Source organism: Glycomyces albidus, from assembly GCF_009451885.1.
GTDB lineage: Bacteria > Actinomycetota > Actinomycetes > Mycobacteriales > Micromonosporaceae > Glycomyces > Glycomyces albidus.
Window position 1 is genome coordinate 23,363 of the sequence record NZ_WIAO01000020.1, and the last position, 25,557, is coordinate 48,919.

Genomic DNA, 25,557 nt, shown 5'->3' on the forward strand with positions numbered 1-25,557 from the left:
CGCGGGGGCCGGCCCCCCCCCCCGGGGGGGCCGCCCGCGGCCCCGGGGCCCCCCCGCCGCACTTCGCCTAGTGCCCGAACCGGTCCGAGTCCGCGGCCGCGGCCTCGCCGCGGTCCAGGGACGTGAGCGCGTCAATGTCGGCCGGCTCCAGTTCGAAGCCGAACACGTCGAGGTTCTCCTCCAGCCGTTCGGCGCTCGAGGACTTCACCGCCACGGCCAGGCCCAGCTCCAGGTGCCAGCGCAGCACGATCTGGACCGGCGTCTTCCCGTACTTCTCGGCCAGGCCGGTCACGAGCGGGTCCTTGCGGACCTCGCCGCCCTCGCCGCCGATCGGCGACCACGACTGGGTGACGATCCCCTTCTCCGCGTCGTACGCGCGGGACTCGTCGCGGGTCGTGTACGGGCTGAGCTGGATCTGGTTGACGTCGGGGACGACGCCGGTGGCGTCGATGATCCGGTCGAGGTGCGCGGGCTTGAAGTTCGAGGTGCCGATCGCCTTCACGCGCCCGGACTCGAGCAGCCGGGCCAGGCCCTGCCAGGCCTCGGTGTACTTGCCGTGCTGCGGGTTGGGCCAGTGGATGAGCAGCAGGTCGAGGTAGTCGAGGCCGAGCCGGTCGAGGCTGCGCTCGGCGGCCTCGGCCGCGAGGTCGACGCCGTGCCACTCCTTGTTGAACTTCGTGGTCACGAACAGGTCTTCGCGGGCGACGCCGGAGGCTTTGATGCCGAGCCCGACGCCGCGCTCGTTGCGGTAGTTCTCGGCGGTGTCGACGAGCCGGTAGCCCAGGCCGATGGCCTCGGCGACCACCCGCTCGGCCTCGGCGTCGTCCATCGGCCAGGTGCCCAGGCCCAGGCGCGGCATGTCGGCGCCGTGGGCGAGCCGGACGGTCGGTGCGGTGGGAGCCACGGTTGATTGCCTCTCTCATCGGATGCGATTCGGGTCTACGCTACCCCGGGAGCCGCCTCCCGATCGTTTGTATCAGTGCAATATTAGATTTGTATCGGCATGTAGGTTCGGGGCATGGGAACGAACGAGAACGCCGTGCTGCGCGTCCCTCCGGCCTCGCCCGCCGACGCGCTCGCCTACTTCACCGGCCAGCTTGCCTTCCGCACCGACGTCTCGGACGTCCACTCCGCGCTCGAGGCCGGCGACCCCGGCTTCACGCTGGTCGACAGCCGCGGCCGGGCCGCCTGGGACCAGGGCCGCGCCCCCGGCGCCGTGCACCTGCCGACCGACGAGATCGCTTCGCGCGCAGCGGGATTGGTCGACCCGGCCCTGCCGGTGGTCGTCTACTGCTGGGGCCCGGGCTGCAACGGCGCCTACCGCGCCGCGGTCGAGTTCGCGAAGCTCGGCTACCAGGTCAAGGAGATGATCGGCGGCATGGAGTACTGGATCCGCGAAGGGCTCCCGGTCGCCACCGACGCCGGCGTCGAGCGGGGCGAGCCCGACCCGCGCACCGTCCCGGTCGGCGGCGTCTCCTGCGCCTGCTGACGCAGGACATAATCGGGGCATGAGCGAACTCCTTGCCATGCCAGAGGACTGGACCCGAGCCCTGGCCATCGTGGCCCACCCCGACGACATGGAGTACGGGGCCGCCGCGGCCGTGGCCCGCTGGACGGGCGGCGGCCGCGAGGTCTCGTACCTCATGGTCAGCCGCGGCGAGGCCGGCATCGACACGATGGCGCCGGAGGAGTGCGCGCCGGTCCGCGACGCCGAGCAGCGCGCGTCCGCCGCGGTCGTCGGCGTCTCCTCCGTCGAGTTCCTCGACCACCGCGACGGCGTCATCGAGGCGGGCGTGGCGCTGCGCCGCGACCTCGCGGCCGCGATCCGCCGCCACCGGCCCGAGCTGATCATCACCCTCAACCGGCGCGAGTACTTCGTGCCCGGCCACTGGAACAGCGCCGATCACCGCGCCGTCGGCGAGTCGGTGCTCGACGCCGCCACCGACGCCGGGAACCGGTGGATCTTCCCCGAGCTCGCCGAGGACGGCCTGGAGCCGTGGGGCGGGGTCCGGTGGGTCGCGCTCGCCGCGTCCCCCGAGTCGACCCACGCCGTCGACGTGACCGACACACTCGAGGCCGGGATCGCCTCGCTCCTGGAGCACCGCGCCTACATCTCGGCGCTCACCGACGAGGACCCGGAGGTGTACGTCCGCAGGTTCCTCACCGACTTCGCGGCGGCGTCGGGCGAGCGCTTCGGCGTCCGGTACGCGACCACGTTCGAGCTCGTCAACTTCTAGCACGGTCCGAGCGCCGGCTTCGGGCACTGCTCGTGCTCGTCGGCTTCGGATTTCGGGCTGCGGCTTCGGCTTCCGGCTTCTGGGTGTCGGTGCGGGGGACGGCCGCCGGGCCGTCCCCCGCACTCGCTCCGGGGTTGGGGATCTAGGCGAATCCGCCTTCGAGGGCGCCGGTGCCGCCGTCCTGGTCTTCGGCCTCGACGGTGTACGAGTCGCCCTCGCCGCTGCGCGGACCCCCGTCGGGGTCGAACTGGCCCGCGAGCGTGTACTCGACGCCGGCGGGCACGACCGCGCCGTCCTTCAGGGTCCAGCGCAGGACGGTGTAGCCGTCCTCGCTGGTCACGACCGCCTCGTGGAAGAGGTTGTCGTCGGTGGTCCACGAGTCGAGGAACGCGAGGCCCTCGCCTTCCTCGACGCGCAGTTCGATCTCGAGCCCGGTCAGGGGCCGCTCGCTGGTGAACGAGACGACCGACTGGGTCCAGTACTCGGTGTTGTTGGGGTCGATGGAGCCGTCGGCCGCCAGCCAGTCCGGGGCGGCGGTCTCGGGCGCGTCGGACTCTTCGCTGCTCGATTCGCCTGGGCCGCTTCCGGTCTCGGAGGGGCCGCCGGCGGAGGACTCGGGGTCGGCGGGGCTCTCGGTGCCGTCCGGCGCGCTCGTCTGGGTGCCGGGGTCGGCCGCGGGCGGCGCGGGGTCGTCGGGGTCGGCCTGGGGCCCGAGGCCGAGCGACTGTCCGAAGAGGACGACGCCGCCGATGAGGACGAGGGCCGCGCCGGTGGCGAACGCCAGGTGCGGGACGCGCCAGCGGGCGCGCTCGGGCCGGGACGCGGCGCCGCGCGGCTCGCGCATCCCGTCGGAGATGCGCGTCCACATGCGGTCGCGGTCGGGTTCGAACTCCTCGGCGGTGATCCGGAGCCGGTCGGGCAGATCGTCGTTCACGGCCCCACCCCGTTCCTGATCGCGGCCTCCGTCGGCGGCCCGAGGATTCGGCGCAGCTCGGCGAGGCCTTTCGAGGTCTGGCTCTTGACGGTGCCGACCGAGATGCCGAGGGCCTCGGCGGTCTCGCGCTCGGACAGTTCGAGGGAGTGGCGCAGCACCACGCAGGCGCGGCGGCGCAGGGGCAGCCGGTCGAGGGCGGCGCGCACGTCGACCGCGGCGGCGGCCGCGTCGGCGGCGTCGGGGCCGTCCGCGGCGTCGGGGCGCTGCCAGAAGAGCATGTTGCGGCGGCGTTCGCGCACGGCGGCGCGGATGCGGGCCTTGACGAGGTTCGCGACGATGCCGCGCGCGTACGCGATCTGCGAGCGGGCCCGCCGGGCCTGGTCCCACTGGCGCCAGACCGCGAGCATCGCGTCCGAGGCGATGTCCTCCGCCGCGGCGCGCTCGCCGATGAGCATCCACGCGAAGCGCGCGAGCTCGGCGTGGTGCCGCTCGAAGAAGGCGCGGAAGGCGTCTTCCTCCAGCTTGGCGGGGACGTCCAACGGGTGCCTTCCGGTCGCGTTGCGGGGAGGCGATTCTAGCAGCATGACCTGGGCCCCCTCACGTTCCGTTGCACGACAGGCGCAGGCACCCCCGGTGCCCGCGCCTGTCGATCTCCCATGGCAGGAAGCCCATCCGTTGGAACCGGAGTCGTTACGGGCGCGCCATGGCGGGGGTGGCGGTGAAAGTCGTGGAGGACATCGCAGCCCTTCCCTCCGGTAGATGTGCGGTGCGACGGAGCCGGGTTGCCGCACCGTCTACCAGTTGCCGCGGGCGCGCCGAAGGTTGCCCCGGATCCGGAACTTTTTCCGATCCGGTTCCGGGGCGGCGTCCGTGCAGGTCAGGAAGGTGCGGGTCAGCCGATGGGGGCGGCGACGCCGGGGGCGAGGCCGGCGAAAAGGTTGTCGAACACGGTGGCGCGGTCGAACCGCATCGCGTATGCGCGGGCGCGGGCCGCGCGGTCGGCGCGTTCGGCCGGGTCCATCGCGACGGCGCGGTCGATGGCGTCCGCGAGGGCCTCCCGGTCGGCGGGCGGGACCTCGATCGCGTTGTCGCCCACGGCTTCGGGGATCCCGCCGGTGCGGGTGGTGATGACCGGGCCGCCGCCGGCGAGCATCTTCTCGACCAGGGCGATGCCGAAGGTCTCGACGAACTCGGGGCGGGGCTTGGACGGCAGCGCGTACACGGCGCAGCCGTTCATGAGCAGCGGCTTCTCCTCGTCGCCGACGTCGGGGAGGAACACGACCCGGTCGTCGCCCTCGGCGAACACCTTCGTCTCGGCCAGGGCGGGGCCGGTCCCGGCGATGACGAGCTTGTGGGTCTCGTAGGCGCGCGAGTCGCGCCAGGCGGCGATGAGGTCGTCGGCGCCCTTCGCGGCGGCGACGCGGGAGAGGAACAGGACGTACCGGTCGCGTTGGAGGCCGCGCGCGGCCAGGGCCGCGTCGACCGCGGCCGGGTCCAGGTCCGTGTAGGCGCCGGCGTCGACGGCCGGGTAGGACACCTGGACGCGGGCGGCGACCTCGGCGGCGAAGCGGGTCCCGCAGGCGCGGTCGACCTGCTCGGCCTCGTCGGCGATGAGGTCCTTCGTGTACTGGGAGACCGCGACGCACCGGTCGTTCGCGAGGTAGGTCGTGAACAGGGCGGCGGCCGCGCCGAGCTCGCCGCGCGCGAGGCAGCCGCGGACGACGTTCGTGATGTCGGAGCCGACCGCCTCGGCGATCGTGGTGACGTCGGCGTCGAGCCCGGCGGCGCGCACCGACCGGAGTGCGTCGACGACCGCGTTCGCGTGCGGCGACAGGTACATCGACATGCACACCGTCGGCACCCCGTCGGTGAACAGCTCGAACAGGCGGCCGGTCATGCCGAGGAGGTGGCGGCCGTCGGGGACGCGGTAGTCCCCCACGGGCCCGGGCCGTTCGACGGTGATCCCCTCGGAGTACGGGAGGAGCTCGTCGAGCGGTTTGAGCGGCAGCCCCGCGGCCTGCAGCGCGTCGATCGGCCAGGTCACGATGCGCACGTCGTCGAAGCCGCGCGTGAGCGCGACCTCCGCGAGGCCCCGGGCCTCGGTGGCGTGGCCGCAGATGACCGGGTCGGCGCGGACGACGATGACGAGACGGCGCTGCGGGCCGCGGGACTGGTCGGTCACGGTAGGAACTCCTGGAAGCGGGCCCCGGCGCCCCGAGCGAGGTCGGCGCGGTCGGAGGCGGACGGCGGGCGCGTGTGCGTCGCCCAGTCGGACGGTTCGGGTCCGAGCTCGATCTCCAGCCTCCCGCCGCCGTGCAGCTGGTTGCCGGTGATGAAGCTCTGGTCCAGGGGCTTCCCGTTGAAGCGCGCGGACTGGACGTACTGCGGGGAGTACCCGCGGGCGTCGTCGCCGATGCCCGCCTCGAGGTGCCCGTTCGCGACCACTTCGAAGTCGTTGCCGCCGAACGTGAGCTGCGCTTCGGCGAACGCGGGCGCGTTGACGAGGAACAGGTTCTGGCCGGCGACCGGGAACAGGCCCAGCGACGCCCACACGTACCACGACGAGAGCGCCCCGGAGTCGTCGTTGCCGACGAGCCCGCCACGCCCGGTCCCGAACTGGTACGACAGGGCGGCGTGCACGATCTCCGCGGTCCGGTCGGGCCGGCCCGCGTAGTGGTAGGCCCAGGGGGCCTCCATGTCCGGTTCGTTGTTCAGGCCCTCGAACCGGTCGAGGTCCAGGCCGATCGCGAACTCGGTCCCGAACGGCGGCGTCCCGAGCTGCACCACCGGCTCGGCCCCGAACCCGAAGAACCGGTCCAGAATGGACACGAACTCCTTGTCGCCGCCGGCGAGGTCGATCCGGGAGGCCATGTCGTGCAGCAGCCGGAACGAGTAGTTCCAGCGGCCGCCCTCGTAGAAGCTCGAGTCGCGCAGCAGCCCGTCGGGGCCGAACGCGTTGATCCAGTTGCGGGACTTCGCCTCCAGCTCGTCGGCGAGCCGCAGGTCCCCGAGCCCGCGGGCGACGATCGCCGTGCACCAGTACCCCGTGGCCAGGTCGAGGGTGTGGCTGATCGGGTGGACGATGCCGCGCTCGGTGTAGTCCTCGCCGTACCCGCGCCGCAGGTCGTCCTGCATGTGGACGAGCGCCCAGTCCCATTCGGGCCCTTCGAGGCCGAGCTGGAACCCGTCGGCGAGCACGGTGTGCGCCAGCGCGGACGCCTGCCGGAAGAACCGGTCCGACCCGCGCGCCATCCGGTACCCGATCGGGAGGTTCCCCTCCTCCTCGGCGATCCGGACGATCGCTTCGAGCATGTCGGCGCCCTTCGCCGGGTTCAAGGCGGTGAGCAGCGGGAACTGGGTCTTGTACATGTCCCACATGGTCGCGATGTCGAACACGAAGGGGCCCTTGGAGGGCCAGAACGGACTCTCGTCCTGCGCGAAGCACGGCTTGATCAGCGAGTGGTAGAGGCCGGTCGCGAACACCTGCCGGCGCTCGGGCGTGCCGCCTTGGACCTCGACCTGGGAGAAGTAGTCCGACCAGGCTTCGCGCGTGTCCTCGAGGGCCTGGTCGAACCCGGCCTCGCCGGGGAGGGCCTGCTGGAGGTTCGTGCGCGCCTGCTCGGTGCCGCGCATCGAGAAGCCCATGCGGATCTCGACGACCTGGCCGGCCCGGGTGGGGCCCATGAACATGAGGCCGAACGGGCGGAGGGTGGTGCGGCGGATGTAGTCGAAGTCGAGCCTGGTGCCGCCGTCGACGCGGCGCCGGTCGTACCAGACGAGCTGGCGCCACCCGGGCGCGTCGGTGTCGATGTAGACGGACAGCGGGATGCCCTCCATGACCACGGTGCCCTGCGCGCACCCCTGGCCGAGGCTTTCGATCCCGGCCCGCAGCGGCACGGTCGTGCCGTGCTCGATCGCGAGCCCGCCGTAGGAGAAGTCGATGACGACCCGGGACGAGGACGACTCGGGGAACGTGTACCGGTGCACGGCGGTCTTGGCGCCCACGGTGAGCTCGCACCGGATGCCGTTCTCGAGCGTCGCCGCGTAGTAGCCCGGGGACGCCTCCTCGTCGGCGAGCCGCCACCGGTTTCCGAGCGAGTCGAGGGGCTCGATCATCGGCGTGACCCGGAAGTAGTTGTAGTACTTGCGGATCGCGCCGGTGCCCGACTGCTGGAAGTGGGTGAAGCCGCTGGCCATGTAGTCGTCGTACATCTGGGTGGGGGCGCCCTCGGTGGAGATCCCGTAGAGGCCGTAGCCGGTCGGGTAGGCGCCTGAGCACGCGCACGCGGAGACCATCCCGAGTGGATAGCACGCGCCCGGGTGCGTGTTCCCCACTTGGGCTTTCGGCCACCACCAAGCGGCGGCCAGCCCCTGCGCCGCGGGCAGATCGGTCGCTGCCGTACCGATGAACGGGTCCACGCTGTCCAAGATGCGACTGAGATTAGAGCTCATTCGTCACATCCTCGTTACGTGCGGGTGAACGCGCAAGCGTTCACGTGCACTTCGTCTAGAATCCCCGGCTGAGGCCCCTGAAATCCCCCCTTCTCCTGCGGCTCGCTCGGCGGCGTTCGGCCGCTCAGGACGCGTCGTCCGCGCTCCGGTCGGCCCTCGCCGTGGGCGGCGCTGCCGGACCCGTGGGACATCGCCGGGTCCTCGTCGGGGCCGCGCGCGCGATCGGCGGCGTTCGCCGCAGCGCGCGGGCTCCGCGGTGCCGTATCCGCGGCCGTCCCTCCGCGGTCCGGTGCCCCGGCTCCGGTTCCGCCCGCGCCGCCTGGGCGTGCCCGCGCGCGGTCAGGCCCGGGTCGCCGGGGACGCGCTCCTTCTCGCCGTGCTGCACCACGTACACCGTCGCCATCGCCGCAGCGCACCGGCCTGGGTAAGGCAGGCCCTACCGGTTATTCGGCGGTCAACGGCAATGTGCCGCAACAGGATCCTGCATAGCGTGGTTCCCATGAGCACTCCCCCCGCCACTGCCGCCCGCCGCCGCCCCGCTCCTCCCGTCCGCACCGCCGTCGCCGACCGCGCCGCCGGGGCCGGGCTGGCCCTCACGCACGGCGGCCGCCGCTGGCACCGGCCGCTGCTGGTCCTCGGGATCGCGTGCGGCGCCGTCGCCCTCCTCTCGCTCGCCGCGATGCCCTTCGACGACCGCACCCTCATGGGCGAGAGCGTCTGGGTGAAGTCCTTCAAGTTCGGGTTCTCCTTCTTCACCTACTGCCTGAGCCTCGCGTGGCTCCTGTCGCACATGACGAGGCTGCGCCGCACCGGCTGGGTCGTCGGGACCGTGTTCGCCGTGATCAGCGCGGCGGAGGTCGGCGTCATCACCGCCGCGGCCGCGATGGGCACCTTCAGCCACTTCAACGCCTCCGAGGACGCGTTCAACCAGGTCGTGCAGCTCGCGTTCCAGTTCGTGCCGGTCATGTTCGTGGCGAACCTCGTCATGGCGGCCCTGGTCCTGTTCCAGCGCATCGGCGACCGGGCCGTGACCGCCGTGATCCGGTGGGGCCTGCTCCTGTCGAGCCTGGGCATGTTCGCCGCGTTCTTCATCGTCACCGTCGGCGGCCAGGGCGAGCGGACCCAGGTCGACGCGAACGGGAACGAGGTCCCGCTCAACGCCGGCCACGGCGTCGGCGACCTCGACGGCAACGGCATGTTCCTCACCGGCTGGTCCACCACCGGCGGCGACATGCGCGTCCCCCACTTCATCGGCCTCCACGGCATCCAGGTCCTCATCGGCGTCGCGATGCTGCTCTCCTTCCTCGCCGTCCGCCGCGCCTGGCTCCGCGACGACCGCGTCCGCGGCGCGATCGTCCGCTGGCTCTCCGTCGGCTACCTCGGGGTCTTCGCGACCACGGTGTGGCAGGCGGTCCGCGGCCAGTCGTTCATCGCCCCCGACGCGGCCACCCTCGCCGGCTTCGCGGCCTCGGCCCTCGTCGCCGCCGCGGGCATCGCGATCGCGATCGGCCGGGCCCGCAAGGCCGCCGCGGCCGAGGACGCCGAGCCCGCCCTCGTGCTCCGATAGCGCTTGCACACTGGGATTGCCCGGGGCCGGGACCGCCGCTAGGCTGGTCCCGGCCCCGACGCGTCCCAGGAGGAGGCACGACATGGAACCGCTGCGTCCCAAGCGGCTCGAACCCGGCGACACCGTCGCGATCGCGGCCCTGTCCGGCGCGCGGTGGCCGCACCACCGGGTCCACCTCGACGCCGCCGTCGCCGCCCTGGAGGGCCTCGGCCTCGGCGTCCGGGTGACGGCGCTGGTCGAGTCGGGCGCCCACCACTTCTGGCAGGCGGCCCGGCCCGAGGCCCTGGCCGACGAGTTCAACGCGCTCCTGAACGACCCCGAGGTGCGCGCGATCATCCCGTTCGAGGGCGGCAACGCCACCACCTCGTACCTCGACCGCATCGACTACGACGCGGTCCGCCGCGACCCGAAGCCGCTCCTGGGCTTCAGCGACATCACCGCGCTCCACCTGGCGCTGCACTCGCAGACCGGCCTGGTCGGCTTCCACGCCGACCTCGCCCCCGGCCTCGGCGGCCGCTTCTGGGACGCGGGCCCCGAGCGGCACGCCGAGATCCTCGACCTCGTGCACGGCCTGCTCACCGGCCGGATCGGCGCGGTGTCGCTCCCCGCCGACCGGCCGTGGGAGACCTGGAGGCCGGGACGGGCGACGGGCCGGCTCGTCGGCGGCCTGCTCGACCGGCTCATCAACGTCCAGGCGTCGCCCTTCGCGCTCGCGCCGCAGACCTGGGACGGCGCGCTGTTCTTCTGGGAGGACGTGGGCCGCAACCTCGGCCACGTGTGGAACCAGCTCCACGTGCTGCGGATGCAGGGGGTCTTCGACCGGATCGGCGCGATGATCGTGGGCATCCCGGCGGACATCACCGACCGGGACATACCGGACGGGCGCCTCATCGGCGTCAAGGACGTCGTCCTCGACGTCCTCGCCGACTACGACTTCCCCGTCCTCGCCGGAGTCGACTTCGGACATACCGGCCCCAATCTGCCGATGCCCGTCGGCGCCTTGGCCTCCGTCGACGCCACCGCCCGCGAGCTGCGGCTGCTGGAGTCACCGGTCGCCTAGACGCTTCCTGCACGAACGGGTTGTTGTCGCAATTCCGGCCGCCCCAGCGGTTGCTTTCTTGTGGACCTTCGGGCACGGTTGGTAGACATGAGGATCCGAACCGGCGGCCCCGCAGACGCAGACGAGATCATGCAACTGAAGAACGCCTCCTGGCGCGCTGCCTACGCCGGCATCGTCGCCGACGAGGTGCTGGCCGGCCTCTCCGACGAACCTTCCGAAGGCTTCGTGCGCGGCCTCTCGCACCGCCGCGAGCACGTCATCACCCTCGTCGCGGAGAAGGGCCCCAACGTCATCGGCTTCGCCACCGTCGGCTGGGACCGGCGCGAGGCCACCGAGGCCGAGGCCGGACCCGGCTGCCCCGGCGAAGTGTGGGCCATCTACGTCCACCCCGACCACTGGGGCCGGGGCGCGGGCACCGCGCTCATGCGCGAGGGCCAGCGCTGGCTCACCGACGAGGCGCTGCTGCCGATCCGGGTGTGGGAGCTGGTGGGCAACCGGGTGGGGCGCCGCTTCTACGAGCGGTACGGTTTCGCGCCCGACGGCGAGCGCGGCGAGTTCGAGCTCGGCGGCCGGGCTTACCCGATCGAGCGCCTGGCCCTCCCGAAGGACCGGACCGTCGAGGAGCGCTAGCGGCACGGACCCGAGCGGCTCGGACTGAAGCGGTCGGCCGCGGCCTGGATGCGGGACGCGGTCGGCTGCGGCGGGCCGCGGGGAAAACAGGCTGCGCCCTGCCCGGAGCGGATGCGCATCGAGGTGATGCGCAAGTGAATGCGCCGCGGGCCGGATCGGCTCCGGCCCCTCGGGCACCGCTACCGGACGACGTCGAAGACCTGCTTCTGGATGCCGTTGCGGTACACCTCGTGCTCGATGAGCTTGAGGTTGACGGCGTCCTTGTCGGCGTCGCTGAAGAGGCGCTTGCCGGCGCCGAGGAGCTTGGGGAAGACGAGCAGGTGGTAGCGGTCGACGAGTCCGGCGTCGGCGAGGGAGTGCCCGAGGGTAGCGCTGCCGTGGACGGAGATGGGCCCGCCCTCGGTCTCCTTGAGCGCGGCGACCTCGTCGAGGGAGCGCAGGATCGTGGCCGGCCAGCGGTCGTCCTGCTCCTTGAGGGTGGTGGAGACGACGTACCGGGGCATGGCGTTGTAGCCGGCGAACTCCTCGGTCATGGTCGGCCAGACCGGTGCGAACGCCTCGTAGGAGACGCGGCCGAGCAGCAGCGCCCCGGCCTCGTTCTGCTCGCGCTCCTTGAGTTCGTACGCCTCGGGGACGAACTCGATGTCCTTGAAGGTCCAGCCGGTGTTCCGGTACCCGGCCTCGCCGCCGGGGGCTTCCATGACGCCGTCGAGGGAGACGAACGCGGTGACGATGAGTTGGCGCATGACGTGGCCTTTCTGTTCGGGTTGGCTACTCACCCACTATGACGACGGCCCCCGACAGGATTCATCGCAACCCTGAAATCCGCTTCAGGAGGCGGTGCGGTCACGGCAGCCGCAGCCGCGCGAGGACCGGGGCGTGGTCGCTGCCGTCCTTCTCGAGGACCTCCCAGTCGAGGACGGCGATGCCGTCCTCGGCGAGGACGTGGTCGAGCGTGACGGCGGGGATGGTCACGAGCCCGTCGAGGTAGCCCTCGGTCGGCTGCCAGGTGGGCCGGAGCCCGTCGCCGGCGGCCTCGGCGGCGTCGACGTACCCGTCGCCGAGGAGGTCGCGCATGTTGTCGTGGTCGAGGGTGGCGTTGAAGTCGCCGGCGAGCACCCACGGGGCGCCGCCGTCGGGGCGCGGCAGGTCCGTGAAGTCCTCCTCCCACAAGGGGATCCGCTCCGGGCTCGACGGGGCGGCGGTGTGCACGGCCATGAACCGGACGGCTTCGCCGCCCAGGTCGACCTCGGCGCCTATCTGGTAGAAGATCCCGTCCCGGCCGACGGTGTCGATCCGCTCCAGGGGATGCGCCGAGTACATGCCGGTCCCGACCGCCAGGCCGTCGGGTTCCAGGATCGAATGGGGGAGCAGCTCCTCCAGGCCGAGCTCGGCGAGCCGGTCGGCCGCGTCCGGGGTGAGCTCCTGGACGCTCAGCAGGTCCGGCTCGCGCTCCTCGACGAGTTCGACGACCTTCGCCAGGTCCGTCTGCCCCACATAGAGGTTCACCGACATGACCGTGAACTCGGCGCCGCCGGCCTGCGGCTGCGGGTCGTCGAGGACCCGCGGCACGAGCACCGCCCCGAGCGCGAGCACGGCCGCCCCGGTCACCGCGAGCGCCGCCCAGTGCCGGACGGCCGCTTGCACTCCCGCCGCCACGAGCGCGGCCGCCGCGAAGTAGGGCACGAACGCCACTGTGGTCACCAGGAGCCAGCCGGCCTCCAGCCCGAGGAGCCGGATCAGCGTGTACGCGACCACGCCGGCCGTCCCGGCCCACGACAGCACCCGCAGCCACCGCCGCCGCCACCAGGGCCGCTTCGGTTCGCCCTGCGCTTGGGCCACAGTGGCCACGTCCGCATCAGTCATGCGTCAGAAGCGTAGCGGCCGGTGTCCAGTGCGCGAATCCGGCGAACCCACACAGTTGCGCCACTCCAATAGGATGAGTAGTGCTCATATCGCACAACGCGACTGGAGGATCCATGTTCGGAGAGGACGCGATCGCGCAGCAGCTGGCCGACGCCCGCGCAACCCTGAGCAGCGCCGTCAAATCCCCTGAGGCCCACCAGATCGACCCGATCGTGGTCGAAGGCGCCGACGGCCTCCTCCGCCTCACCCTCAACCCCGCTGGCCGGGTCGACGAGCTCGAAATGGACGGACGCGTGATGCACGCCGGCTCCCAGGCCATCGCCGCCGAGATCAAGCGCATGATCAACACCGCCCTCGACGAGCGGGCCGAGGCCCTCGGCACCGACGAGCCGGTCCCCGACCTCGAGGCCATGAACGAGACGATCGCCGACATCCAGGACCGCTCCCTGCGCCAGTTCCAGGCCATGAGCGCCTCCATCAGCGAGGTCATGGCCAAGCTCCACGGGGGACGGTGAGTATGCGCGACTTGCACCTCGACTTCGAGTCCATGCGCCAGGCCGCCGACCAGCTCGACGCCGCCAAGGAGGAGGTCCAGGAACTCCTCGACCAGTTCACCGGCGCCCTGGAGCAGTTCGCCGACGCCTTCGGCGGCGACGAGATCGGCATGCTGGTGGGCATCGCCCACCAGGCTTGTGTCGATGCCCTCACTGGCTGCTTCACCACGAACATCGAGGACCTGGCCGACTATGCGCAATGCGTGCGCGAGATGGCCGACGACCATGAGGCCGGCGACGATGCGGTCGCCCAGATCTTCTCCACGCTGCAGAGCGAACTTGGACGCTGACCCGCCATACCCCTGAACCTTTGCGAGGAGGTACCCCGTGGGCTTGGAGTTGCCATCCGAGCTGACCGGACTGCTGAGCATGCTCGGCTATGACTGGCCCGAATCCGATGAGGAGTCGATATTCAACCTCGCCGGTGAGTGGACCGGCATGGCGGATCAGATAACCGGGAAGATCGAGAATCTTGAGGCCGCCGCCCGAACACTGGTCGAGAACAACGTCGGCCAGGAGATCGATGCGTTCCGGGACGAATGGGAGGATGCGGAGTCCGCGGTGCGGAATCTCGCCGACGCGACCGACCCGAGCAACATCATCAACATAGGCCTCACCCTCGCCGCTGGAGTGATTCTGGCACTGAAGGTCCAGGTGATCATCCAGTTGGTGATGCTCGCCTTCCAGATCGCCCAGGCGATCGCGACCGCCGTGGTCACCTTCGGGGCCTCGCTCGCCCAGATCCCGATCTTCAAGATCATCAGCGGCATCATCATTGACCAGCTCATCGGAATGGCGATCGAGATGGTGCTGAATGGCTAGGAAACGCACTCGCGCCAACCGCGAAGCCGTGGAGGCCGGCAGTGGTCTGATCGCCCGCATCCTCAAGCGGGCCGACATCTTCCGTTTCGGCAAGGGCCGGTCGCCCAACACCCCCGGGACGCCGGGAAGGACGGACTACCCGAACTCGATCGATGCCGACCGGGCCACCCTCAATCAGAGGCTCCGTGAGAAGTACGACCGGATCATGGACAAGAACGGTCCCGAGTACCAGACCAACCGCGAACGCGGACCGGTCCTGTCCGGCATCATGGACCGGAAGACCGGCAAGGTCTACTTCGGTCAGAACCACGCCGACCCGCCCGGCGACCTGCACCCTTCGATCAAGTCGCGGGTCGACGCCCGGAACGACGACATCGCGAATGGCCGGGTCCCGACTCCCGAGTTCCTCGGGAAACCGGGATCCCACTCCGAGGTGTACGCCTGGAACGAGGTGTTGAAAGACCGACCCGACGCAAAGCCCGAGGACCTCATCGTGGATAACATCAGGCTCAAGGGCTCCAAGAAGGGCGAGTTCATCGAGTGCTGCGCGAACTGCAGCAGCATCGTGGAAGGGATCGACGGGTGGGACAGGAAGAACTGACGGACACCTCGGCGATGCCGAGGGTCCCCGACGACGACCTGGATATGGACGCAGATCAGCGCGTCTCATACGAAGGACGGCGGTTCACCGGGATCGGGTTCGAAGACAACCGCGACGGTGGTCGCGATGAGATCGCTTACCGCGATGGTTACCAGCATGGACCGGCCAGAACCTTGGCCGCCGACGGGACGGTGCTTGCGGAGGACTGGTACTGCAAGGCGATCCGTCACGGCATCTCGCGCGAGTTCAAAGCCGATGGGAGCTTGCTCTCGGCGGTCGGCTATGACGGCGGTACCGTCGTTTGGAGAGTGTCCTTCAACGGGGACAGGATCACTGAGCAGTGGTCGCTGCCCGCCGATGCGCCTGAACTTGAATCCATCGCCAAGACCAGATCCGTGTACGGACTCCCCTTGATCCCAGGCCCGGCCGCCGCCGCCGACCTCACCGCGCACTGACCGTCCGGCCTGGGACCACGCGGTTCGCCCTCATCAGGACAGTTGACAGATCGTGAACCACCGGAAGGATGTCGAGAGGATCCGATCGAAGCTTGAACTGCTGCGCGGCCTTCCCGCCGCGCAGCGGCTCGGCGTCATCGTGGGCACCGGGGAGCCTCTTCCCGCAATCGACGGCGTCCGGGCCGAGATCACCGATGTCTTCAGTCTGTTCACCGTCCTCCGGGGCAGCTGCCTCCAGTTCGTGCGGCCGAAGTCGATCACCTCGACGCAGGCGTGGGAGGAGCGGGAGGAACTTCTCGGCTGTCCGCTCGACAACCCGTTCGACATCGGTTTCTTCCATCTGAACATGCCGGACGACATCCCGGGATTCCAAGGGGAGCCGGTGATCCGCGTCGACCGCACCGACGGCGGGGTCTACTACCTGAACGGCGACGACTACGCCTTCTATTACGCGAACGACGTCGATGAGATCGAGACACATGAATTCGAAGTGGACACCGCGGTATTCTTCGACGATTTCGTCTTGGGCAAGCGCTACAACGAGCTCATCGATGTCGTCATGGGCGAGGCCGCACACCGGCGGGACCGCAAGCACCGGTACGTCGACAGCTGGAGGACCCTTCTCGAACAAGGCGGCCTGCTGTGACGACGCACGACTGAGCTGAGCGGATTGGAAGCGCGATGAGCACTGATCCGCGGTTCGGCGCTCCGGAGCGAGGTCGCCTTCAACGCGCTCGACTCCTGCTACAACGCAGTCGTCGGGCAGAAGCCGTCCGGCGCCCGTTCATCGAACTGGAGGACGAGGAGTGCCGTAAGGCGATCGCAGTGCAGCAGGAACTCCTCGATCAGGCGCGGTAGCGCGCCGCCAGCGCGAGCCGCTCCCTGATCACGGCCGCCAGCGGTTCGAGGTCGCCAGTCGTGTGCGGCCCGAGGAGTCCTGCGAGGGCTTCGAGGGCCTTTCGCATGTCCGGGGCGGTGAGGGTCTCCGGGTGGGTGGCGTGGATGCCTTGCGGGGGTTCGGCTTCGGCGTTCTCGACGGTGACGGCGCCGAAGGCGGGGTAGGTGAGGCCGAGGGCGGCGGCGTGGAGGCGCCACAGGTGGTCGCGGGCTTCGGTGAGGGCGTGGAGGGCGCGCCACGGGTGGTCGCGGAGGGTGTGGCGGGCGGCGTCGCCGAGGGCGATCCAGGCGAGGAACGCCCATTCGCGGCGAGTGCGGTCGTCGGGGTCCCAGCGGTCGGGGGCGAGGGGCTCGGCGAGGCGGCCGGTCTTGTCGACGGGGGCCGAGGACTGCGGCGGCAGCCCGGTGCGGGCGGCGGCGTCGAAGACGACGAGTGAGAGCTGGCGGCCGTCGCGGTAGACGCAGATCAGGTGGGTGAGGTCGCCGAGACGCTGGTCGAGGACCGCCGCGGTCGGGGCGAATCCGGTGATGGCGGAACGGATCGCATCGAGACGCGGGTCGCGCGCGCCGGAGCCGCGCTCGCCGAGGTCGCCTGCTCCGGTGTCGGGCCAGTCAGGGTCGGGCCCGTCGGGGTCGCGCGCGTCGGAGGCGTCGGCGGCGAGGTCGCGGACGCCGATTCCCGCGTCGACGTCGGAGAGGGCGTCGCCGGCGCCGCGGCCGAGAGAGCCGCCGAGTTCGACCCAGTCCACCCAGTCAGTGCGCAGGGCCCAGGCGTTCAGGGCGTCGGCGATCGCGCGCGGGTCCGGTCCCATGGTCGTCCCTCCGGTGTCGTTGACCTGCAACGGTACCGGGTGCGGATCGACTCCGGTCGGATCGCGAGTGCGTGGAGCGCGACAGCATCGAGTACTCGGCGGTCACCCGTCCCTCGTGCAGGCAGCGCCGCCGACGCGGTCAGCACGGCGTCACCGTCGCTGTGCGAAGCGCGCGGGCGCGACCGGATTCGACCGGCAGGCGCGGAGGCGCCGGTCCGCGGGTCTCACCTCGCCGCCGGGGTCCCGACACGTGCGCGCTCCGCAGGAGCGCCGGTCCGCGGGTCTCAGGCTCCGGGCCGCCAGTCGGCGGGCGGGTCTTCGCCGACGCGGCCGTCGACGGCTTCGCGGAGGAGGTCGGCGTGGCCGGTGTGGCGGCCGTACTCCTCGATGAGGTCGCAGACGATGCGGCGGACGCTGAAATGCCCGCGGCCGGGCCACTCCCAGTGGGCGGGCTGGTCGAGGCCGCCGTCGGCGGTGATCGCGGCGAGGCGGGCGCGAGACCGCTCGACCGCGCCGTCCCACAGCCCGTACAGGTACTCGGGCGTGTCCTCGGCGGCGCTGCCGAACTCCCAGTCGTCGCTGTCGTCCAGGGGCGCCGAGACCCACGGCTCCCCCGGGGACTCGCCGCGCATCTTCCACGCGAAGGTCGTGTCCTCAACGCGCGCAAGGTGCTTGAGGAGTCCGCCGATGGTGAGCGCCGACGCGCCGATGCGCAGGCCGAGGCCGTCGGCGTCGAGTCCGTCGGCCTTCCAGCGGAACGTGGTGCGGAGGCGTTCGAGCATGGCGAGCAGGTGCTCGGACTCGGTGCCGGCGAGCGGCGGCTCCCACGGGGGGTCGTTGTCGGTCATGCCCGCTACGGTAGCGGCCGGCACCGACACCGCGGAGCGGATCAGAGCGCGTTGGCGAGGCTGACGATCTCGACGTCCATCGACGAGTTCGCGGGGAAGTCGATCTGGGAGGGCGCCACGCCGGCGGCGACGAGGTGCGAGCCGAGGGCGGCGACCATCGCGCCGTTGTCGGTGCACAGCTTCGGCCGCGGGTAGCGCAGCGTCAGGCCCGCCGCTTCGGCCCGCTCGGACGCGAGGCCCCGCAGGCGCGAGTTGGCCGCGACGCCGCCGCCGAGGAGGATCGTCTCGACGCCGTGCTCTTGAGCGGCCAGGATCGCCTTGCGGGTGAGGACGTCGCAGACGGCCTCCTGGAACGCGGCGGCGACGTCGTTCACCGGGACGTCCTCGCCGTCGGCGCGGCGCGCCTCGATCCAGCGGGCCACCGCGGTCTTGAGCCCGGAGAACGAGAAGTCGTACCGGTGCTTCTGCATGTCCTTCGCCGCGGAGAGGCCGCGCGGGAACTCGACGTACGCCCGGTCGCCCTCCTTCGCGGCCCGGTCGATGTACGGTCCGCCGGGGAACGGCAGGCCCAGGAGCCGCGCGACCTTGTCGAACGCCTCGCCCGCCGCGTCGTCGATGCTCGCGCCGAGCTGCGTCACCTTGCCCGCCAGGTCCTCGACCATCATGATCGAGGAGTGGCCGCCGGACACCAGGAGCCCGATCGCGGGCTCGGGGATCGGCCCGTTCTCGAGCGTGTCGACCGCGATGTGCGCGCTCAGGTGGTTGACGCCGTAGATCGGGACGCCGGTGGCGATCGAGTACGCCTTCGCGGCGCCGACGCCGACCATGAGCGCCCCCGCCAGGCCCGGGCCGGCGGTGACGGCGATGCCGTCGAGGTCGGCGAGGCCCACGCCGGCGTCGTCCAGGGCGCGGCGGATCGTCGGCACCATCGCCTCGAGGTGGGCGCGGCTGGCGACCTCCGGTACGACGCCGCCGAAGCGGGCGTGCTCGTCCACCGACGACGCGACCGCGTCGGCCAGCAGCTCGTGCCCGCGCACGATCCCGACCCCCGTCTCGTCGCAGGAGGTCTCGATGCCCATTACCAAGGGTTCGTTCTTCACAAGTCCATCCTCATCACGGCGGCATCCGTGCCGGTGTGCTGGTAGTAGTTCTTGCGCACGCCGATGCCGTAGAAACCGTAGCGGTCGTACAGGCGCTGGGCCGGGACGTTGTCGACCGCCACCTCCAGGAACACCGACTTCGCGCCGTGCGCGCGCGCCCGCGCCAACAGGTCGTCCATGAGCATCGAGGCGACGCCCCGGCGACGGTACGCCTCGTCGACGGCGATGTTGTTGATCCACGCCTCCGTGTCGGTGAACGCGGTCCCCGCGTACCCGGCGATCCGGCCGTCCGCGTCGCGGCCGCCCGAAGCACGGTCGGCGGCACCGGAACCCGCGGAGTCGTCCGCGCCCGGCGTGCGATCGGCGGACGCGGGAGCACCGGCGGCCCGGTCGGACAAGGCACTACCAGGGTCGGCACCGCCGAACTCGGCCCGGTCGGCGACGGCATGGCCGGGGACGGCGACGTCGAACAAGGCCCGGTAGTCGTGCCCGGCCGCGAGCTCGGACCACAGCAGGCCCTCGCTCCACGCCTCGGGCCCGAAGATCGCCGACTCCATCCGCGCCATCGCCGACAGGTGCCACCAGCGCACCCGCCCGATCCTGAAATCACCGTTCATCACGTCAAGCTGTACCACGCCGGGCCCGGCCGCGGCCGGGGCCTCGTCGTGCGTCACTTCCCACCGGCGGCCGGCGCCTCCGGGGAACTCGCCGCCGGCGCCTTCGGCCCGCCCGCGGGCTGCGCGTCCGGCCGGCGCAGGTACAGCGGCGTGAGCCGCTCGCTCGGCGCGCCCGACAGCAGCCGCGGCGCGGCCAGCTCCACGAGCGTCACCAGGTCGGGGTACATCGTGTTGGTCTCGGCGGCCGGAACCGCCAACTCGGCCGCGTACTTCGCGACGCCCTCGCCGATCGCGTAGTCCGCGACACCGGCCGGCACGTCGGCGGGCCTGCCGACCTGCGGCTCGCCCACCCGGACCCCGTCCTCGTAGACGGCCCAGTAGACCTCCTTGCGGCGGGCGTCGGTCGCGACCAGCGCCCGGCCGCGGTCCCGCGCGCCGATCCCGTCGAGCGAGCACACCCCGTACACCGGGACGCCCGCGCCGTCGGCGAACGCCGCGGCCGTGACCATCCCGACCCGCAGACCGGTGAACGGCCCCGGGCCGACGCCCGCGACCACCGCGTCCACGTCCTTCGCGGTCCGGCCCGCATCCGCCAGGCACGCCTCGATGAACGGACCCAGCTTCTCCACGTGCCCGCGCGCATCGATCTCGCGGCGGAACGAGGTCAGGAACAGTTCGACGTCGTCCACCGGACCGTCGAGGTCGACCAGCGCGGCCTGCACCGCGCTCGTGGAAGTGTCAACGGCGAGCACTCTCATGCGGCCGCGCCCACCGGCAGACCCAGCGACGCGAGCCGCTCGGCCCAGTCGCCGCCCCGCGCGTGCAGGACCGCCTCCCGCGCCTCGCCCGTCCCGTCCACGCCCGTGCGCCGCTCGATCGCGACCTCCAGATGCGACTCCGCGAGCCGCTCCGCCAGACCCGCACCCCACTCGACCACGGTCACCGCCGCGTCGACGTCGGTGTCCAGGTCCAGGTCGTCCAGCTCGTCCAGCGTCTCCAACCGGTACGCGTCCACGTGCACCAGCGGCACCCCCGCCGCCCCCGCGCGATGCGAGCGCGCGATCACGAACGTGGGGCTGGTGATCCGCCCCTCCACGCCGAGACCGGCGCCGATGCCCTGCGTGAGGGCGGTCTTCCCGGCCCCGAGCGGGCCGGTGAGGATCACGAGGTCGCCCGCTCGGAGGACCGCGGCCAGGCGCAGCCCGAACTCATGCGTGTCTCCGGCTGTCTGGAGCGTCAGCCTCACGTCTCACTCCTCTTCTGCGAACCGGCGCTGCTGACGCCGGCGCTCGTCTCTGCCGGACCCCGGCGAGGGGCCCTCAGGATTGCTCGTGGTGGCGCGAGAACGGCTTCCGGCGGCGCTGCCGCCCCCGCTCGGCCTCCGGCGGCGCGGCCTCCGGACGCAGCGAACCGTCACCGATCTCGGCCGCGACTTTGTCGATCATCTCCAACAACAGTTGTGAGATCTCACCAGGGTACTCCAGCTGCGGCGAATGACCCGCCTCGGCTATGAGCTCCAATCGCGCTCCCGGCAGCGCCTCCGCGAGCCGCCGCGAATGCCCCGGCGGCGTCAGCGGATCGTCGTCGCCCACCGCGATCAGCGTCGGCAACCCCTTGAACTGCGGCAGCACCGCCGTCGCATCGTGGTCGAGGATACCGCGCGCATACCCCACGATCGACTGGATGGACGTCCGCCGGTTCATCCGCTCCACCAGCGTCACGATCGAACCCGGCGGATTCGGCGACCGGAACGCCGCCTTCCGCGTCAGCAGCCACCCCAGATCCCCCGCCAGCAGCCGCGACCGGTCGATCAGGTCCGGCGTCCACCCCGCCACCTGCTGCAGCATCGGCAGCACCGTCCGCCGCAACCGCCGCAGCGCCCGCATCGGCTTCGTCTCCACCGTGTCCAGCCCGGCCGCGCTCGTCGACAGGAACGCCACGCCCTGCACCCGCTCCCGGAACACCTCCGGATACAACCGCGCGAACTGCATGATCGTCATCCCGCCCATGGAATGGCCCACCAGGACCAGCGGCCCCTCCGGCGCCGCCGCCGCCAGCACGTCGTGCAGGATCTCCGCCAGGTCCTCGATCGAGTACTCCGTCCGCGTCAGACCGCTCGACCGCCCGTGCCCCGGCTGGTCGTACAGCACCGCCCGCAGCCGCAGACCCCCGCGCACCGCATCCGCGATCGCCTTCCGCTGGAAGTAGAACGTGCCCATGTCCTGCATGTAGCCGTGAATGAGCACCACCGTCAGGTCCGCGTCCTCCGGCCCCGCCGTCTCCACATGCACCGACGCGCCCTCCCGCGTCTCCACCGTCCGCACCGAGTTCGTCGGCGGCAGCTCGAACGGCTCATGCGCATACGGATCCGCCGACGACGCCCGCGTCCGCCGCGCCAGATACGCCGGCACCCCGTACGCCAGCGCCGCACCCACCGCGATCCCGCCGGTCACACCGCCGACGACCGCCCAGCCCCGGCCCCGCCGCCCACCGCGGCCCGACTGCCTCTCGCTCATGCGACCTCACTGCAACTCGAGGAGCCCCGAAGGACCCCGCCACAGGCCGAGGGGTTCCCGGGCCACACTGCCCGCACCGACCCGCCGGCTAGTCCAGACCCCGGTTCCACAACCGGGGGATCCGGGCCCCCAGGCCCGTCAGCACGTCGTTCGGGATCGTCCCCGCCCACGCCGCCCAGTCGTCCGCGTCCGGATGCTGCGCACCCGCACCGATCAGCACCACCGGCTCGCCCGCCCGCACCGCGTCGTCACCGCAGTCGACCACGAACTGGTCCATGCAGATCCGCCCGATCACCCGCCGCCGCTTGCCGGCCAGGTACACCTCGGCCCGGTTCGACGCCGCCCGCGGCACCCCGTCCGCATACCCCAGCGGCACCAGCGCCACGTTCGCGTCCCGCTCCAGGACATGCGTGTGCCCGTACGAGATCCCCGACCCCGCCGGCAGCCGCTTCACGCTCATCACCTGCGACCGCACCTCCAGCACCGGCCGCAGGTCCACCGGGAACCCGGGCACCGGGTTGTACCCGTACAGCGCGATCCCCGGCCGCACCATGTCGTACCGCGTCTCCGGGTCCGCGATCAGCGCCGCCGAGTTCGCCAGATGCCGCACCTCCGGCTCCAGCCCCGCCGCCGCCACCGCACCCAGGAACCGCCCGAACGCCTCCTTCTGCGCCGCGTTCGCCGGATGCCCGACCTCGTCGGCGCACGCCATGTGACTCCACGCACCCGCGACATGCACCGACCCGGCCGCCTGGAGCTTCGCCGCCGACTCCGCGAACAGCTCCCACTCGTGCTCGGCGACCCCGCCGCGCGACATCCCCGTATCGCCCTTCAGATGGACCCGCGCCGGCGTCCCCGCGCGCTCCCCCGCGGCGGCCGCCGCCTCGAGCTGCGGCAGCGACGACACCCCCACGTCGATCCCGGCGCCAACGACCTCCGCCAGGCCCGGCTGCTCCGGCGCGAAGAAGAACGCCATCACCGGCGCCTCCTCCAGGCCCGCGGACCGCCGCAGCTGCCACGCCTCGCGCAGCGTCACCACGCCCAGCCGCTCGGCCCCCGCCTCCAGGGCGACCCGCGCCGCCGGGACCATGCCGTGCCCGTACGCGTCGGCCTTCACCATCGCCATCATCGGGACGCCCGCGACGCGGGCGAGCGCCTCGACGTTGTGCGCGAGCCGCCGCCAGTCCGCGCTGGCCTTCGCCAGGCCGGACATGCCGTCGTGCACGGGTTCGGTCAGGATGCGGTAGTTGTCCATCGCCACGGCTCAAGGGTACGTGCCCGCCGCCGCGGGACCGGCCAGGCTCAGCGGTCCGGTCGGCGGCGGGCGCGCCGGGTTCAGGCGATCTCGCTCCGGACGGTCCGGGCGGCCTCCACGAGCCCTTCGAGGGACGGGACGACCTCTTCGTACCGCCTGGTCTTGAGCCCGCAGTCGGGGTTGGCCCAGACGCGGCCGGGCCCGAGCGCGGCGACGGCGAGCCGCAGCGCCGCGGCCATCTCGGCGGCGTCGGGGACGCGCGGTGAGTGGATGTCCCACACGCCCGGCCCGACCGCGGAGCGGAACTCGGCGCTGTTGTAGGAGGCCCGGTCGAGGTCGGCGAGGACCTCCATCTTCGACCGGGACGCCTCGATGGAGGTGACGTCGGCGTCGAGCGCCGCGATCGCGTCGATGACGTCGCCGAACTCGGAGTAGCAGAGGTGGGTGTGGATCGCGGTGTCCGGCCGGACGCCGGCGGTCGCGATCCGGAACGACCGCGTCGCCCAAGCCGCGTAGGCGGCGCGCCCGGCGGCCCGCACGGGCAGGAGCTCGCGCAGGGCCGGCTCGTCGACCTGGATGATCGCGGTCCCGGCCGCTTCGAGGTCGGCGACCTCGTCGCGGAGGGCGAGCGCGACCTGGTCGGCGGTGTCGGCGAGCGGCTGGTCGTCGCGCACGAACGACCACGCGAGGATGGTGACGGGACCGGTGAGCATGCCTTTCACGGGCTTGTCCGTGAGCGACTGGGCGTACGAGGTCCAGGCGACCGTGATGGGCGCGGTCCGCGCGACGTCCCCGTACAGGATCGGCGGCCGCACGCACCGCGACCCGTACGACTGGACCCAGCCGGCGGCGGTCGTCGCGAACCCGGTGAGCTGCTCGGCGAAGTACTGCACCATGTCGTTGCGCTCGGGTTCGCCGTGGACGAGCACGTCGAGGCCGAGCTTCTCCTGCTCGGCGATCACGGCGGCGACCTCGGCGCGCATGCGGGAGTGGTAGTCGGCGTCGATCATCAGGCCCTGCCGGTGGGCGGCGCGGGCCTTGCGGAGCTCGGCGGTCTGCGGGAACGACCCGATCGTGGTGGTCGGCAGCGGCGGCAGCGGGACCCGCTCGGCCTGGGCGGCGCGGCGCTCGGCGTAGGGCGCGCGCCGGTCGGCGTCCTCGGGGAGGCCGGCGAGCCGGGCGCGGACCGCGTCGTCGCGCCACGAGTCCGGGGCCGCGGGCCGCGGCTCGCGCGGCCCGTCCGGGTCGGCGAGCGCGGTGATCTCGGCGAGTTTCTGCCGCGCGAACGACAACCGCTCGACCAGCGCGGCCGGCAGCTCGGTCTCCGCGGCGAGGTCCACGGGAACATGCAGCAGGGAGGACGAGGACGCGACCCCGACGCGGTCGGTGACCGCCTTGACCCGCTCGACGTCCGCGGCGGCGGCCGCCAGATCGGTGCGCCAGATGTTGCGCCCGTCGACCACCCCGGCGAGGACGAATGTTTCACGTGAAACATTCAGTGTCTCAAGTGCATCCAGGTCCGAGCGGCCGCGCACCAGGTCCAGGGCGATCCCTTCCACGCCCGCGTCCAGCAGCACCGGCAGCGACTCGCCGAACGGCCCGTAGCCGCCGGCGACGAGGATCTCCGCGACCCCGACCAGCCGCCGGTACGCCCCGGCCACCGCCTCCAGCTCCTCCGGGGACCGGTCCCCGCACAGCGCCGGCTCGTCGAGCTGGATCAGCCCGGCCCCGGCCCTGCCGAGTTCGGTGAGCAGCTCGGCGTACGCCTCGACGAGGTCGCCGAGCCGGTCGAGCGGCCGGAACCCCTCCGGGGAGCCGTCCGCCGGCTTCGCCAGCAGCAGGAGCGAGACCGGCCCGACCAGGACCGGCCGCGCGTCCAGGCCGCGCTCGCGCGCCTCCCGGAACTCGGCGACCGCCTTCTCGGGCCGGGCGGCGAACACCGTGGCGAGGCCGATCTCGGGCACCAGGTAGTGGTAGTTCGTGTCGAACCACTTGGTCATCTCGAGCGGCGCGGCGGACGCGTCCCCGCGCGCGGCCGCGAAGTAGGAGGCGAGGTCGCCGTCGCGGCGGTGCCTGGGCGCGACCGCGTCCACCGCGAACGCGGCGTCGAGGACGTGGTCGTAGAAGGAGAAGCACCCGGTCGGCACCGAGTCGAGCACGGCGAGGTCGTCGAGCATCTCGGCCCGGACGGCCGCGGCGGCCCGTTCGAGGCCCTCGGCGTCGAGCCGGCCGGACCAGTGGGCCTCGAGCGCGCGCTTGAGCTCCCGCCGGGAGCCGATGCGCGGGTATCCGAGCGCGGTGGAGCGCACGGGAATTCGGTTGGTCATGTGTCAG

General features: G+C 71.9%; 27 protein-coding genes. 11 read left to right on the forward strand and 16 right to left on the reverse strand.

Annotated features, from left to right (window positions below; translation table 11 throughout):
* Positions 1-67: 67 nt before the first annotated feature.
* Positions 68-859 carry an aldo/keto reductase gene (locus tag GFD30_RS16175; RefSeq protein ID WP_153026298.1) on the reverse strand — a complete coding sequence of 264 codons (792 nt, stop codon included), beginning with the start codon at positions 857-859 and terminating at the stop codon, positions 68-70.
* Positions 860-1,018: 159 nt separating this feature from the next.
* On the opposite strand from GFD30_RS16175, the gene GFD30_RS16180 reads away from it, so the two are divergent.
* Together GFD30_RS16180 and GFD30_RS16185 are read left to right on the forward strand one after the other, a co-directional pair.
* The gene (locus GFD30_RS16180) at positions 1,019-1,489 is read left to right on the forward strand and encodes a rhodanese-like domain-containing protein (RefSeq protein ID WP_153026237.1); all 471 of its coding nucleotides are present in this window, start codon (positions 1,019-1,021) and stop codon (positions 1,487-1,489) included.
* Between the two features lie 19 nt (positions 1,490-1,508).
* Positions 1,509-2,237, forward strand: coding sequence for a PIG-L deacetylase family protein (locus GFD30_RS16185; protein WP_153026238.1), 729 nt, complete (start codon positions 1,509-1,511; stop codon positions 2,235-2,237).
* Between the two features lie 142 nt (positions 2,238-2,379).
* On the opposite strand, the gene GFD30_RS16190 is transcribed toward GFD30_RS16185, so the two are convergent.
* The 4 genes from GFD30_RS16190 to GFD30_RS16205 all read right to left on the reverse strand — a co-directional run bounded on the left by GFD30_RS16190 (position 2,380) and on the right by GFD30_RS16205 (position 7,623).
* The gene (locus GFD30_RS16190) at positions 2,380-3,171 is read right to left on the reverse strand and encodes a hypothetical protein (protein ID WP_153026239.1); all 792 of its coding nucleotides are present in this window, start codon (positions 3,169-3,171) and stop codon (positions 2,380-2,382) included.
* Positions 3,168-3,755 carry a SigE family RNA polymerase sigma factor gene (locus GFD30_RS16195; RefSeq protein ID WP_153026240.1) on the reverse strand — a complete coding sequence of 196 codons (588 nt, stop codon included), beginning with the start codon at positions 3,753-3,755 and terminating at the stop codon, positions 3,168-3,170. Before GFD30_RS16195 ends, GFD30_RS16190 begins: the two co-directional genes overlap by 4 nt.
* A gap of 308 nt (positions 3,756-4,063) precedes the next feature.
* Positions 4,064-5,353, reverse strand: a complete 1,290-nt coding sequence (locus tag GFD30_RS16200; protein ID WP_322633312.1) for a glycosyltransferase — start codon at positions 5,351-5,353, stop codon at positions 4,064-4,066.
* Positions 5,350-7,623 carry a glycoside hydrolase domain-containing protein gene (locus GFD30_RS16205; protein WP_153026241.1) on the reverse strand — a complete coding sequence of 758 codons (2,274 nt, stop codon included), beginning with the start codon at positions 7,621-7,623 and terminating at the stop codon, positions 5,350-5,352. Before GFD30_RS16205 ends, GFD30_RS16200 begins: the two co-directional genes overlap by 4 nt.
* A gap of 499 nt (positions 7,624-8,122) precedes the next feature.
* Here GFD30_RS16205 and GFD30_RS16210 point away from each other — a divergent pair, with 499 nt between their 5' ends.
* From GFD30_RS16210 to GFD30_RS16220, 3 genes are all read left to right on the forward strand, one after another.
* Complete coding sequence (locus GFD30_RS16210) at positions 8,123-9,190, forward strand: hypothetical protein (RefSeq protein ID WP_153026242.1); 1,068 nt, start codon at positions 8,123-8,125, stop codon at positions 9,188-9,190.
* Between the two features lie 82 nt (positions 9,191-9,272).
* A complete protein-coding gene (locus tag GFD30_RS16215; RefSeq protein WP_153026243.1) occupies positions 9,273-10,250 on the forward strand; it encodes a S66 peptidase family protein in 978 nt (325 codons plus the stop codon).
* A gap of 87 nt (positions 10,251-10,337) precedes the next feature.
* The gene (locus GFD30_RS16220; protein WP_153026244.1) at positions 10,338-10,880 is read left to right on the forward strand and encodes a GNAT family N-acetyltransferase; all 543 of its coding nucleotides are present in this window, start codon (positions 10,338-10,340) and stop codon (positions 10,878-10,880) included.
* Between the two features lie 179 nt (positions 10,881-11,059).
* Here the strand turns inward: GFD30_RS16220 and GFD30_RS16225 are convergent, their stop codons facing one another.
* Positions 11,060-11,626, reverse strand: coding sequence for a dihydrofolate reductase family protein (locus GFD30_RS16225; protein WP_153026245.1), 567 nt, complete (start codon positions 11,624-11,626; stop codon positions 11,060-11,062).
* 100 nt (positions 11,627-11,726) lie between these two features.
* Positions 11,727-12,746 (reverse strand): endonuclease/exonuclease/phosphatase family protein, encoded by a 1,020-nt coding sequence (locus tag GFD30_RS16230; RefSeq protein ID WP_153026246.1) that lies wholly within the window; start codon positions 12,744-12,746, stop codon positions 11,727-11,729.
* 113 nt (positions 12,747-12,859) lie between these two features.
* Here GFD30_RS16230 and GFD30_RS16235 point away from each other — a divergent pair, with 113 nt between their 5' ends.
* The 6 genes from GFD30_RS16235 to GFD30_RS16260 are packed head-to-tail and all read left to right on the forward strand — an operon-like array spanning position 12,860 to position 15,824.
* Complete coding sequence (locus GFD30_RS16235) at positions 12,860-13,261, forward strand: hypothetical protein (protein WP_153026247.1); 402 nt, start codon at positions 12,860-12,862, stop codon at positions 13,259-13,261.
* 2 nt (positions 13,262-13,263) lie between these two features.
* Complete coding sequence (locus GFD30_RS16240) at positions 13,264-13,590, forward strand: WXG100 family type VII secretion target (protein WP_153026248.1); 327 nt, start codon at positions 13,264-13,266, stop codon at positions 13,588-13,590.
* Between the two features lie 37 nt (positions 13,591-13,627).
* The gene (locus tag GFD30_RS16245; RefSeq protein ID WP_227996453.1) at positions 13,628-14,122 is read left to right on the forward strand and encodes a WXG100 family type VII secretion target; all 495 of its coding nucleotides are present in this window, start codon (positions 13,628-13,630) and stop codon (positions 14,120-14,122) included.
* On the forward strand, positions 14,115-14,723 hold the full coding sequence (locus GFD30_RS16250) for a YwqJ-related putative deaminase (protein WP_153026249.1): 609 nt from the start codon (positions 14,115-14,117) through the stop codon (positions 14,721-14,723). Before GFD30_RS16245 ends, GFD30_RS16250 begins: the two co-directional genes overlap by 8 nt.
* Positions 14,705-15,178, forward strand: a complete 474-nt coding sequence (locus GFD30_RS16255; RefSeq protein WP_153026250.1) for a toxin-antitoxin system YwqK family antitoxin — start codon at positions 14,705-14,707, stop codon at positions 15,176-15,178. The genes GFD30_RS16250 and GFD30_RS16255 overlap by 19 nt, the downstream gene beginning before the upstream one ends.
* 52 nt (positions 15,179-15,230) lie before the next feature.
* A complete protein-coding gene (locus GFD30_RS16260) occupies positions 15,231-15,824 on the forward strand; it encodes a hypothetical protein (RefSeq protein WP_153026251.1) in 594 nt (197 codons plus the stop codon).
* A gap of 199 nt (positions 15,825-16,023) precedes the next feature.
* On the opposite strand, the gene GFD30_RS16265 is transcribed toward GFD30_RS16260, so the two are convergent.
* The 9 genes from GFD30_RS16265 to metE form a co-directional block, all read right to left on the reverse strand.
* Complete coding sequence (locus tag GFD30_RS16265) at positions 16,024-16,887, reverse strand: hypothetical protein (protein ID WP_153026252.1); 864 nt, start codon at positions 16,885-16,887, stop codon at positions 16,024-16,026.
* A gap of 284 nt (positions 16,888-17,171) precedes the next feature.
* On the reverse strand, positions 17,172-17,735 hold the full coding sequence (locus GFD30_RS16270) for a mycothiol transferase (protein ID WP_153026253.1): 564 nt from the start codon (positions 17,733-17,735) through the stop codon (positions 17,172-17,174).
* A gap of 41 nt (positions 17,736-17,776) precedes the next feature.
* Positions 17,777-18,835: a tRNA (adenosine(37)-N6)-threonylcarbamoyltransferase complex transferase subunit TsaD gene (tsaD, locus tag GFD30_RS16275; RefSeq protein ID WP_322633313.1), complete on the reverse strand. Its 1,059-nt coding sequence runs from the start codon at positions 18,833-18,835 to the stop codon at positions 17,777-17,779.
* Positions 18,832-19,452, reverse strand: a complete 621-nt coding sequence (rimI, locus tag GFD30_RS16280) for a ribosomal protein S18-alanine N-acetyltransferase (protein WP_153026254.1) — start codon at positions 19,450-19,452, stop codon at positions 18,832-18,834. The genes tsaD and rimI overlap by 4 nt, the downstream gene beginning before the upstream one ends.
* A 53-nt stretch (positions 19,453-19,505) precedes the next feature.
* A complete protein-coding gene (tsaB, locus tag GFD30_RS16285) occupies positions 19,506-20,210 on the reverse strand; it encodes a tRNA (adenosine(37)-N6)-threonylcarbamoyltransferase complex dimerization subunit type 1 TsaB (protein ID WP_153026255.1) in 705 nt (234 codons plus the stop codon).
* Positions 20,207-20,698 (reverse strand): tRNA (adenosine(37)-N6)-threonylcarbamoyltransferase complex ATPase subunit type 1 TsaE, encoded by a 492-nt coding sequence (gene tsaE / locus GFD30_RS16290; RefSeq protein ID WP_322633314.1) that lies wholly within the window; start codon positions 20,696-20,698, stop codon positions 20,207-20,209. Before tsaE ends, tsaB begins: the two co-directional genes overlap by 4 nt.
* 73 nt (positions 20,699-20,771) lie before the next feature.
* Positions 20,772-21,968, reverse strand: coding sequence for an alpha/beta fold hydrolase (locus GFD30_RS16295; protein ID WP_153026256.1), 1,197 nt, complete (start codon positions 21,966-21,968; stop codon positions 20,772-20,774).
* An 88-nt stretch (positions 21,969-22,056) separates the two neighbouring features.
* On the reverse strand, positions 22,057-23,223 hold the full coding sequence (gene alr / locus GFD30_RS16300) for an alanine racemase (RefSeq protein ID WP_227996463.1): 1,167 nt from the start codon (positions 23,221-23,223) through the stop codon (positions 22,057-22,059).
* Positions 23,224-23,303: 80 nt separating this feature from the next.
* Positions 23,304-25,550, reverse strand: coding sequence for a 5-methyltetrahydropteroyltriglutamate--homocysteine S-methyltransferase (gene metE, locus GFD30_RS16305; RefSeq protein WP_153026258.1), 2,247 nt, complete (start codon positions 25,548-25,550; stop codon positions 23,304-23,306).
* Positions 25,551-25,557 lie beyond the last annotated feature (7 nt).